Here is a 10,020-nt window from a genome sequence, read left to right on the forward strand (position 1 = left end):
CCATGCCCCCGGGGCTTGGCCGTCCGCCCTACTCGCCGCCGCCGAAGGCCGCGTCGAAGGAGGCCGACGGCGGGTCGAAGTCGAACCGCTTGAGGCTGGCAAGCGCTTCCGGAGCGCCGGTCAGCCGGTCCATCCCGGCGTCCTCCCACTCGACCGAGACCGGTCCTTCGTAGCCGATGGACCGGAGCATCCGGAAGACGTCCTCCCAGGGGACGTCGCCGTGGCCGGCGGAGACGAAGTCCCAGCCGCGCCGGGGGTCACCCCACGGCAGATGCGAGCCGAGGCGGCCGTTGCGGCCGTCGAGCCGCTTGCGGGCCTCCTTGCAGTCCACGTGGTAGATCCGGTCCCGGAAGTCGTAGAGGAAGCCGACCGGGTCGAGGTCCTGCCAGACGAAGTGGCTCGGGTCGAAGTTCAGCCCGAACGCGGGCCGGTGGTCCACCGCTTCGAGCGCGCGCTTGGTGGTCCAGTAGTCGTACGCGATCTCGCTCGGGTGCACCTCGTGGGCGAAGCGCACCCCCTCGGCGTCGAAGACGTCCAGGATCGGGTTCCAGCGCTCGGCGAAGTCCTCGTAGCCGCGTTCGATCATGTGCGGCGGGACGGGCGGGAACATCGCGACGAGGTGCCAGATCGAGGAGCCGGTGAACCCGATGAGCGTGTCCACGCCGAAGGCGGCGGCGGCCCGCGCGGTGTCGGCGATCTCGGCGGCGGCCCGCTGCCGTACGCCTTCTGGCTCCCCGTCGCCCCAGATGCGGGCGGGCAGGATGCCCTGGTGGCGTTCGTCGATCGGGTTGTCGCAGACGGCCTGCCCGACGAGGTGGTTGGAGATCGCGAAGCACTTCAGCCCGTACTTGTCGAGCAGTTGGTGCCGGGTGTCCAGGTAGCCGGGGTCGGCCAGCGCCTTGTCGACCTCGAAGTGGTCTCCCCAGCAGGCGAGTTCGAGCCCGTCGTAGCCGAAGTCCCGGGCGTGCTTGCAGACCTCCTCCAGCGGGAGGTCGGCCCACTGGCCGGTGAAGAGGGTGAAGGGGCGGGGCATGGGCGGCAGCCTCCTAGGACGAGGACGGGACCGGGGTGTGGACGGAGTTCTTGGCGGCGCTCTCCTCGACGGCGGCGAGCACCCGCTGCACCTGGAGGCCGTCCGCGAACGACGGGACGGGCGGGGCCCCTTCGGCGATCGTGCGGACCACGTCGCGGGCCTGGTGGACGAAGGTGTGCTCGTAGCCGAGGCCGTGGCCCGGCGGCCACCAGGCCTCCAGGTAGGGGTGCTCGGGTTCGGTGACGAGGATGCGGCGGAAGCCCGCGGTGGCGGCGGGCTCGGTGTGGTCGTGGAAGGACAGCTCGTTCAGCCGCTCCAGGTCGAAGGCGAGCGAGCCCAGCTCCCCGTTGATCTCCAGGCGCAGGGCGTTCTTGCGCCCGGCGGCCATCCGGGTCGCCTCGAAGGAGGCGAGAGCGCCGGAGGCGAGGCGGCCGGTGAAGATCGCCGCGTCGTCGACGGTGACCTCGCCCCGCTCCACCGTGTCGGCGCTGCCGGAGAGCCCGGCCGACGCCCCGGCGAGCAGGGGCCTCTCGCGTACGAAGGTCTCACTGACGGCGGAGACTCCGGTGAGCAGCTCGCCCGCGAGGTACTGGGCGAGGTCGACGATGTGCGCCCCGAGGTCGCCGAGCGCGCCGGAGCCGGCGTGCTCGCGCTTGAGCCGCCAGGTGAGCGGGGAGGCCGGGTCGACCAGCCAGTCCTGGAGGTAGGTGGCCCGCACATGGCGCAGGGGTCCGAGCCGGCCCTCGGCGATGAGCTGACGGGCGTAGGAGATCGCGGGCACCTTGCGGTAGTTGAAGCCCACCATCGCCACCTGGCCGCGGGCGGCGGCCGCTTCGGCGGCGCGGACCATGGCCTCGGCCTCGGCGACGTTGTTGGCGAGCGGCTTCTCGCACAGGACGTGCTTGCCCGCTTCCAGGGCGGCGATGGCGATCTCCGCGTGGCTGTCGCCGGGGGTGCAGATGTCGATCAGCTGGACGTCGTCCCGGGCGATCATGGCCCGCCAGTCGGTCTCCGCCGCCGCCCAGCCGTGCCGGGCGGCGGCGGCGTCGACCGCCGCACGGTCGCGTCCGCAGATCGCGGCGAGAGCGGGCCGCAGCGGCAGGTCGAAGACGTGTCCTGCGGTGCGCCACCCCTGGGAGTGGGCGGCGCCCATGAACGCGTATCCGACCATGCCGACCCCGAGCGTTCCCGGCGTCTGCCGGGGCGGCGGTGCTGGGGCTTGCGTTTCCGTCTCTTGACTACGGGCCATGCGGACTTCCTCCTCATCGGTGTGCGGTAACGGGCCGGGGGACGCGCTCTCCGCCTCCCCCGGAGTCCCGGTCAGTTGAAGCCCGTCGGCAGGTACTGGTCGATGTTGTCCTTGGTCACGACCGCGGAGTACAGGGTCAGGGAGGTCGGGATCTCCATCTCGGAGAGCCCGCTGATGCCCTTGGACTGGCCGAGCGCCCGGGCCAGGTCGATGGCGGACGCGGCCATCGTCGGCGGGTAGAGGACGGTCGCCTTGATGACCGAGTTGTCGGCCTTGATGGCGTCCATCGCGGACTTGGCGCCGGCGCCGCCGACCATGATGAACTCGTCGCGGCCCGCCTGCTCGATGGCGCGGAGCGCCCCGACGCCCTGGTCGTCGTCGTGGTTCCACAGGGCGTCGAACTGCTTCTGCGCCTGGAGGAGTTGGGCCATCTTGGCTTGGCCGGACTCGACGGTGAAGTCGGCCGCCTGGCGGGCCACCAGCTTGATGTTGGAGTAGTTCTTGAGGGCGTCGGCGAAGCCCTGGCTGCGCTGCTTGGTCAGCTCCAGGTTGTCGATCCCGGCGAGCTCGACGACCTTGGCGTTCGGCTTGTCCTTGAGCTGTTCGCCGATGTAGTGCCCGGCGTTGAGGCCCATGCCGTAGTTGTCGCCGCCGACCCAGCAGCGGTACGCCTGCGGAGAGGCGAAGATGCGGTCCAGGTTGACGACGGGGATGCCCGCCTTCATCGCCTCCAGGCCGACCTGGGTGAGCGCCTTGCCGTCGGCGGGGAGGATGACGAGGACGTCGACCTTCTTGTTGATGAGGGTCTTGACCTGGCCGATCTGGGCGGCGGTGTCGTTGGAGCCCTCGGTGATCTCCAGGGTGACGTCGGAGTACGTCTCCGCCCGGGACTTGGCGTTCACGTTGATCGCGTTGAGCCAGCCGTGGTCGGCCTGCGGTCCGGCGAAGCCGATGGTGACGGCCTTGCCGGGCTTGTCGTCGGCCGGGGCGCTGTTGGCCGCGGACTCGGTCTTCTTCGGCTCGTTGCTGGTACAGGCGGTGAGGAGCGCGCCCGCGGTGACGGCGGCGGTTCCGAACAGCAGCCCTCTGCGGCTGGTTTCTGGCATGACGGTCTGACCCTTCATCCGGTGGGTGCGTACGAGGTGCGGGTGCGGGGGGTTCGTTTCGGTGCCGGGGTGTCCGGTCGGTCGGGGCCGCTCAGGTCTCCCGGCCGCGCATGGTGCGGCTCTGGACGAGGACGGCGGCGACGATGATGGCGCCCTTGGCGATCTGCTGGACGTCGCTCTGGAGGTTGTTGAGCGCGAAGATGTTGGTGATCGTGGTGAAGATCAGGACGCCGAGGACGGAGCCGACGATGGTGCCCCGGCCGCCGCTGAGCAGGGTCCCGCCGATGATCGCGGCGGCGATGGCGTCGAGTTCGTACAGGTTGCCGTTGGTGTTCTGACCGGATCCGGCCAGCACGATCAGCATGAAGGCGGCGATGCCGCAGCAGAGCCCGGACAGCAGGTAGAGGTACAGGCGCTGGCGGCGGACGTCGATCCCGGCGAGCCGGGCGGCCTCCGCGTTGCCGCCGACGGCGACCGTGCGGCGGCCGAAGGTGGTCCGGTTGAGGATCAGCCAGCCGACGATGACGACCACCGCGAACATGATGACCAGCGGCGGGATCCCGAGGATGTAGGAGTCCGGCAGACCGAGGTCGAGGACCGAGTCGACGGTGACGATCTGGGTCTTGCCGTCGGTGATCTGGAGGGCGAGTCCGCGGGCCGAGGCGAGCATGGCCAGCGTCGCGATGAACGGGACCATGTTCCCGTACGCGATGAGGACGCCGTTCACGAGTCCCGCGGCGAGGCCGACGATCACCGCGGTGAACGCGATGCCCGCGAAGCCGTACTCCTGGGTGGCCAGGGTCGTCGCCCACACCGAGGCGAGGGCGACCATCGCGCCGACGGAGAGGTCGATGCCGCCGCTGATGATGACGAAGGTCATGCCGACGGTGACGACGCCGATGACGGACGCCTGGGTCAGGATCAGCTGGAGGTTCCCGGTGTCCAGGAAGGCGTCCGGTTCGGTGATGCCGCCGACCAGGACCAGCGCGGCGAGGACGCCGAGCAGGGACAGGATCCGGACGTCGAGCCGCAGACCGAGGGCCGGCATGCCCCCGCCCGACTTCGAGGGCGGCGTGTCGGAGGGGGCCGCGACGGCCCCCTTGTCCGGCCCGTTGTGCTGCGCCGACGGGGCGGGCTGTGTCATGGCGTCGGGCTCCCTTCCATCACGAGGTCGAGTACGCGGTGCTCGTCGAGCTCCTGGGCGGGGGCCGTGTGGACCACTTCGCCCTCGCGGAGGACCAGCACCCGGTCGGCGAGGCCCAGGACTTCGGGCACTTCGCTGGAGACGAGCAGGACGGCGAGGCCTTCGTCGGCCAGCCGGCGGATCACGGCGTAGAGCTCGGCGCGGGCGCCGACGTCGACGCCACGGGTGGGTTCGTCCAGCAGCAGGACCCGGCAGCCGCGCAGCAGCCAGCGGGCGAGGACGGCTTTCTGCTGGTTGCCGCCGGAGAGGGTGCGGACGGCGGCGTCCGGGTTGTCGGGCCGCATCTGCAGTTCGCGGGTGGCGCTCCGCGCGGCCTTCCGCTCCCCGCCCCGGTCGATCCAGCCGATCCGGGCGAAGCGGGAGAGGGAGGAGACGGAGACGTTACGGGTGACCGACTCGGTCATCAGCAGGGCCTGCGCCTTGCGTTCCTCGGGGGCGAGGCCGATCCCGGCGGCGACGGCGGCGCGGACGCTGCCGGGGCGGAGCTGCTTGCCCGCGACGGTGACGGTTCCGGTGCTCGCCTTGCGGGCCCCGTAGATCGTCTCCAGGATCTCCGAGCGGCCCGAGCCGACGAGTCCGGCCAGGCCGACGATCTCGCCGGGCCGCAGTTCGAGGTCGACAGGGGCGAACTCGCCCTTGCGGGACAGGCCTTGGACCCGGAGCACCGGTTCGCCGGTGATGGCGGCAGGCTCGTCGGGGCGGGGCGGGAAGACATAGGCGACGTCACGGCCGGTCATCATGGCAACGATGTCGCGGGTGGGCGTGTCCGCCGCGGGCAGCCCGACGGCCACGGTCCGGCCGTCCTTGATGACGGTGACCCGGTCGCCGATGCGGCGGATCTCCTCGAGACGGTGCGAGATGTAGACGACGGCCACCCCGTCGGCGGTGAGTCCCTCGACGATGCGGAAGAGGTTGTCGACCTCGTCGGGGTCGAGGGCGGCGGAGGGCTCGTCCATCACGATGAGCCGGACCTCGTGGGAGAGCGCCCGCGCCATGGAGACGATCTGCTGCTGGGCGGCGGAGAGGTCGCCGACGTGCCGGGCCGGGTCGATCTCCGGATGCCCGAGGCGGGCCAGCAGTGCCTTGGCGGCGGCGCGCCCCTCGCCCGTACGGACGATGAATCCGGCGCTGGTCGGCTCGTGGCCCAGGAAGACGTTCTCGGCGACCGAGAGGCCCTCGACCAGGTCGAGTTCCTGGTAGATGGTGGCGATGCCCAGGCGCATGGCGGCGATCGGCGACTTGAGCTGGACCTTCTCGCCGCGCCAGGTGATCTCGCCGTCGTTGGGCTGGTGGGCTCCGGCGAGCACCTTGATGAGGGTGGACTTGCCCGCACCGTTCTGGCCGAGGAGGCAGTGGACCTCGCCGGCCTGGACCTCCAGGTCGACGCCGTCCAGGGCGCGGACGCCCGGGAAGAGCTTGGTGATGCCGGACATGGTGAGCAGGGGTGGTTCTGGTGCCATGACGAATCCCCTCGGCGAATGGGGTCTCCCCTGCTCGGGCGGGTGCCGAGGGCCGGGGAGGGCCGGTGAGCGGACAGGGCGCAGAGCTGGAGGTGCCGTGGAGCCGGCGGCACCGCGAACGGCTGCTGACAGGGGGTGGTTCCGTGGAGCGTGGAGCGGGGTGCGTTCGGCCTGGGGTCAGGCCGGGGAGAAGAGGTGGTCGCTGATGAGCCGGGCCGCGCCGATGACTCCGGCGGTGGGCCCCAACTCGCCCAGGACGATGGGGAGATTGCCGGTGGCCAGGGGCAGGGACTGCTTGTAGACCTGCGTGCGGACACTGGCGAGGAGGTTGTGACCGAGGCCGGTGACCCCGCCGCCGATCACCACCAGACCGGGATTGAAGAAGCTGACCAGGCTCGCGATCACCTGGCCGAGCCGGTTGCCGCCTTCGCGGATGAGATCGAGCGCGGCGGCGTCCCCGGCAGCGGCGGCCGCCGCCACGTCGGCCGCGGTGAGGCGGCCCGCCGCCTCCAGCCGGACGGCGAGTTCGGGTGAGCGGCCCTCCCGGGCGGCGTCCTCCGCGTCGCGGGCGAGCGCCGCGCCGCTGAAGTGGGCTTCCAGGCAGCCCTTGTTGCCGCAGGCGCAGGGCCGGCCGTCGGCGTCGACCTGGATGTGCCCGATGTCCCCGGCGCTGCCGGTCGTACCGCGGTAGACCTCGCCGCCGACGACGATGCCGCAGCCGATACCCGTACCGATCTTGACGCAGAGGAAGTCGCCCACGGAGCGGGCCACGCCCGCGTGCTGCTCCCCCATCGCCATGAGGTTCACGTCGTTGTCGACCATGACGGGGCAGCCCAGCTCCTGGCTGAGCGCCTCGCGGACCGGGAACCCGTCCCAGCCGGGCATGATCGGCGGCGCGACCGGCACGCCCTCGGGGAAGCGGACGGGGCCGGGGACCCCGATGCCCGCGCCGTCGAAGCCTTCGGCGAGCCCGGAGGCCCGCAGTTTGGCTGCGAGTGACAGGACCTGCTCGAAGACGGCGACGGGCCCTTCACGCACGTCCATCGGGTGGTTGAGGTGTCCCAGTACCTCCAGCTCCGCGTTGGTGACGGCCACATCGACCGAGGTGGCGCCGATGTCGACGCCGAGGAAGCGCAGTTCGGGGGCGAGCCGGATGTTGTGCGAGCGGCGCCCGCCGCGCGATGCGGCGAGTCCGTCGGCCACCACCAGACCGGTCTCCAGGAGCCGGTCCACCTCGACGGCGAGTTTCGAGCGCGACAGATCGACCTGATCGCCCAGCTGCGCACGGGAGTTGGGACCCCCGTCGCGCAACAGCCGGAGCAGCCGCGCCTGATGCGCGTTCGCGGGTCGTGCCGTCATGCGTCTCACGCGTCCCTCCCCGCCACATCGGCCAGTCCGTCGGGCTTTCGAGGGGAACGTAGCAGCGCTTTCCCGGAGTGGGAAGAAGTTGCGCAGGAATCCGCCCCAACTTTTTCCACACTCAGGACAAAGGTCGGCGGGGAGGGGTCACGGGGACCGGTGGGGAGGGGTCATGGGGCCGACGGGAATGGGTCACGGAGATCCGCGGAGGGCGGTCAGGGGCAGCGGATGACCTGGCCCGCGTAGGAGAGGTTTCCGCCGAATCCGAAGAGCAGGACGGGCGCGCCGGAGGCGACCTCGCCGCGCTCGACCAGCTTGGACAGGGCCATCGGGATGGAGGCGGCGGAGGTGTTGCCGGAGTCGACGACGTCCCGGGCGATGACGGCGTTGACCGCGCCGATCTTGCGGGCGACCGGCTCGATGATCCGCAGGTTGGCCTGGTGCAGGACGACCGCGCCCAGGTCCTCCGGGGCGATGCCCGCCTTCTCGCAGACCCGGCGGGCGATCGGGGGGAGCTGGGTGGTGGCCCAGCGGTAGACGGACTGCCCCTCCTGCGCGAAGCGCGGCGGCGTCCCCTCGATCCGGACGGCGTTGCCCATCTCCGGTACGGAACCCCACAGCACCGGTCCGATGCCGGGCCCGCCCGGGGCGTCGTCGGCGGCCGGGTCGGCGGTGACGACCGCGGCGCCCGCGCCGTCGCCGAGCAGGACGCAGGTGGAGCGGTCGGTCCAGTCCGCGATGTCGGCCATCTTGTCGGCGCCGATGACCAGCGCCCGGGTCGCCGCACCGGCCCGGATCGCGTGGTCGGCGGTGGCCAGCGCATGCGTGAAGCCGGAGCACACGACGTTGATGTCCATGACGGCGGGCGAGCCCATGCCGAGCCGGGCCGCGACCCGGGCCGCCATGCTCGGGGACCGGTCGATCGCGGTGGAGGTGGCCACGAGGACCAGATCGATGTCCGAGGGCCCGAGACCGGCCGTGGCCAGCGCCTTGGCTGCCGCGTGCGCGGCCATCTCGTCCACCGGCTCGTCGGGTCCACCCACGTGGCGGGTCTTGATGCCGACCCGGCTGGTGATCCACTCGTCGCTGGTGTCGACCATCGCGGCGAGATCGTCGTTCGTGAGCACCTTGGCGGGCTGGTAGTGGCCGAGCGCCACGACACGTGAGCCGGTCATACGGGTTCCCATCGTCGGGTGGGGGCAGGGATCAAACACAGTCTTGGTCGCTACCGCCGAGTACGGGGGCACGTGATCCCACAGGAATCGGGCCCACACGTTGGAGCATTGACAACAGCCTGGTCAGCGTGCTGAACAGCTCGCTGCGACACGCCGGTGCGCGTGCCGGACAATGACCCGGGGAAACGAACAGCCGCACACGGACAGAATCGGGTTCAGTTCTATGGGACGGGTCACCGAACGCCGCCGCACCCTCCGCATCCGGGACGGTGCCGTCTCCTCCCGGCCGGACACCCTGGTGGCGGAGGAGCCCTTGGAGATCCGGCTGAACGGCAAGCCGCTGGCCATCACCATGCGGACGCCGGGCGACGACTTCGCGCTGGCCGCGGGCTTCCTGGTCAGCGAGGGGGTGATCGCCGAGGGGGACGAGGTCCAGTCGATCGTCTACTGCGCCGGGGCGACGGCGGACGGCGTGAACACCTACAACGTGGTGGACGTGAAGCTCGCGCCCGGGGTCGAGGTCCCCGACATCACGCTGGAGCGCAACGTCTACACGACCTCCTCGTGCGGCCTGTGCGGCAAGGCCAGCCTGGACGCGGTGCGTACCACGACCCGGCACCCGGTGGCCGACGCTCCCCCGGTGCGGATCACGCCCGAGCTGCTGTCCGCCCTCCCGGACCGGTTGCGGGCCTCGCAGCGGGTCTTCGACCGGACGGGCGGCCTGCATGCCGCAGCCCTGTTCTCCGAGGAGGGCGAGCTGCTGGACGTACGGGAGGACGTCGGCCGGCACAACGCGGTCGACAAGCTGGTGGGCCGGGCGCTGACGGACGGACGGCTGCCCCTGTCGCGGGCGGTGCTGCTGGTGTCGGGGCGGGCCTCGTTCGAGCTGGCGCAGAAGGCCGTGATGGCCGGGATCCCGGTGCTCGCGGCGGTCTCGGCACCGTCGTCGCTGGCCGTGGACCTGGCGGCGGAGAGCGGACTGACGCTGGTGGGCTTCCTGCGCGGACCGTCGATGAACGTGTACGCCGGTGAGCACCGGATCGCGCTGGAGGCGGCGGCCCCGCAGGGCTGAGCCCGGACCGCTCGCACGCGGGGCGTCGTACGGGGCCCTCGCTCACTCCCCCGCGAAGGCCAGGCCCTCGGCGGCCAGCGCCTCACGGAGCACCCGGATCGCCTTCGGGCCGACCCCGTGGAGGGCGAGCACCTCGGCGGCGGTCACGGTGGTGAGCTGGGCGAGGCGGGTGTAGCCCGCCGCGCGCAGAGCGCCACGGGCCGGGTTGCCCGCCCCGTGCGGAAAGTCGTCGGGAGGTGTCCCGCCCTTGTCGCTCATGGCACGTCCTCGCTGTGGGTCCACCTGGGCTACCGGCTACCGGCTACCGGCTACCGGCTACCGGCTACCGGCTACCGGCTACCGGCTACCGGCTACCGGCTACC

At 71.6% G+C, this 10,020-nt stretch carries 9 protein-coding genes; 1 reads left to right on the forward strand and 8 read right to left on the reverse strand.

Annotation, left to right across the window (positions count from 1 at the left end):
* Positions 1 to 28: 28 nt before the first annotated feature.
* The 7 genes from IE134_RS21535 to IE134_RS21565 all read right to left on the reverse strand — a co-directional run bounded on the left by IE134_RS21535 (position 29) and on the right by IE134_RS21565 (position 8,586).
* Positions 29 to 1,033 (reverse strand): sugar phosphate isomerase/epimerase family protein, encoded by a 1,005-nt coding sequence (locus IE134_RS21535; RefSeq protein WP_189431404.1) that lies wholly within the window; start codon positions 1,031 to 1,033, stop codon positions 29 to 31.
* Between the two features lie 13 nt (positions 1,034 to 1,046).
* Positions 1,047 to 2,282: a Gfo/Idh/MocA family protein gene (locus IE134_RS21540; protein WP_030711957.1), complete on the reverse strand. Its 1,236-nt coding sequence runs from the start codon at positions 2,280 to 2,282 to the stop codon at positions 1,047 to 1,049.
* 71 nt (positions 2,283 to 2,353) lie between these two features.
* Positions 2,354 to 3,388: a substrate-binding domain-containing protein gene (locus IE134_RS21545; RefSeq protein ID WP_189431406.1), complete on the reverse strand. Its 1,035-nt coding sequence runs from the start codon at positions 3,386 to 3,388 to the stop codon at positions 2,354 to 2,356.
* A gap of 91 nt (positions 3,389 to 3,479) precedes the next feature.
* The gene (locus IE134_RS21550; protein ID WP_030711961.1) at positions 3,480 to 4,532 is read right to left on the reverse strand and encodes an ABC transporter permease; all 1,053 of its coding nucleotides are present in this window, start codon (positions 4,530 to 4,532) and stop codon (positions 3,480 to 3,482) included.
* Positions 4,529 to 6,052: a sugar ABC transporter ATP-binding protein gene (locus IE134_RS21555; protein ID WP_030711967.1), complete on the reverse strand. Its 1,524-nt coding sequence runs from the start codon at positions 6,050 to 6,052 to the stop codon at positions 4,529 to 4,531. Before IE134_RS21555 ends, IE134_RS21550 begins: the two co-directional genes overlap by 4 nt.
* A 177-nt stretch (positions 6,053 to 6,229) precedes the next feature.
* Positions 6,230 to 7,411 carry an ROK family transcriptional regulator gene (locus IE134_RS21560; RefSeq protein ID WP_030711970.1) on the reverse strand — a complete coding sequence of 394 codons (1,182 nt, stop codon included), beginning with the start codon at positions 7,409 to 7,411 and terminating at the stop codon, positions 6,230 to 6,232.
* Positions 7,412 to 7,626: 215 nt separating this feature from the next.
* Positions 7,627 to 8,586 carry a beta-ketoacyl-ACP synthase III gene (locus IE134_RS21565; RefSeq protein ID WP_030711973.1) on the reverse strand — a complete coding sequence of 320 codons (960 nt, stop codon included), beginning with the start codon at positions 8,584 to 8,586 and terminating at the stop codon, positions 7,627 to 7,629.
* Between the two features lie 223 nt (positions 8,587 to 8,809).
* Between IE134_RS21565 and fdhD the strand changes: the two genes are divergently transcribed.
* Positions 8,810 to 9,658: a formate dehydrogenase accessory sulfurtransferase FdhD gene (fdhD, locus tag IE134_RS21570; protein WP_030711976.1), complete on the forward strand. Its 849-nt coding sequence runs from the start codon at positions 8,810 to 8,812 to the stop codon at positions 9,656 to 9,658.
* Between the two features lie 42 nt (positions 9,659 to 9,700).
* On the opposite strand, the gene IE134_RS21575 is transcribed toward fdhD, so the two are convergent.
* Entirely contained in the window at positions 9,701 to 9,916 is a 216-nt protein-coding gene (locus IE134_RS21575) for a helix-hairpin-helix domain-containing protein (RefSeq protein ID WP_030711979.1), read from the reverse strand.
* Between the last annotated feature and the right edge of the window lie 104 nt (positions 9,917 to 10,020).

It is taken from the genome of Streptomyces rubiginosohelvolus, from assembly GCF_014649875.1.
Lineage (GTDB): Bacteria > Actinomycetota > Actinomycetes > Streptomycetales > Streptomycetaceae > Streptomyces > Streptomyces rubiginosohelvolus.

What these genes read in the sequence shown, in the direction of transcription:
- IE134_RS21550 (WP_030711961.1), bottom strand. Translation starts at nt 4,532, where the DNA reads ATGACACAGCCCGCCCCGTCGGCGCAGCACAACGGGCCGGACAAGGGG.
- fdhD (WP_030711976.1), top strand. Translation starts at nt 8,810, where the DNA reads ATGGGACGGGTCACCGAACGCCGCCGCACCCTCCGCATCCGGGACGGT.
- IE134_RS21560 (WP_030711970.1), bottom strand. Translation starts at nt 7,411, where the DNA reads ATGACGGCACGACCCGCGAACGCGCATCAGGCGCGGCTGCTCCGGCTG.
- IE134_RS21565 (WP_030711973.1), bottom strand. Translation starts at nt 8,586, where the DNA reads ATGACCGGCTCACGTGTCGTGGCGCTCGGCCACTACCAGCCCGCCAAG.
- IE134_RS21535 (WP_189431404.1), bottom strand. Translation starts at nt 1,033, where the DNA reads ATGCCCCGCCCCTTCACCCTCTTCACCGGCCAGTGGGCCGACCTCCCG.
- IE134_RS21540 (WP_030711957.1), bottom strand. Translation starts at nt 2,282, where the DNA reads ATGGCCCGTAGTCAAGAGACGGAAACGCAAGCCCCAGCACCGCCGCCC.
- IE134_RS21545 (WP_189431406.1), bottom strand. Translation starts at nt 3,388, where the DNA reads ATGCCAGAAACCAGCCGCAGAGGGCTGCTGTTCGGAACCGCCGCCGTC.
- IE134_RS21575 (WP_030711979.1), bottom strand. Translation starts at nt 9,916, where the DNA reads ATGAGCGACAAGGGCGGGACACCTCCCGACGACTTTCCGCACGGGGCG.
- IE134_RS21555 (WP_030711967.1), bottom strand. Translation starts at nt 6,052, where the DNA reads ATGGCACCAGAACCACCCCTGCTCACCATGTCCGGCATCACCAAGCTC.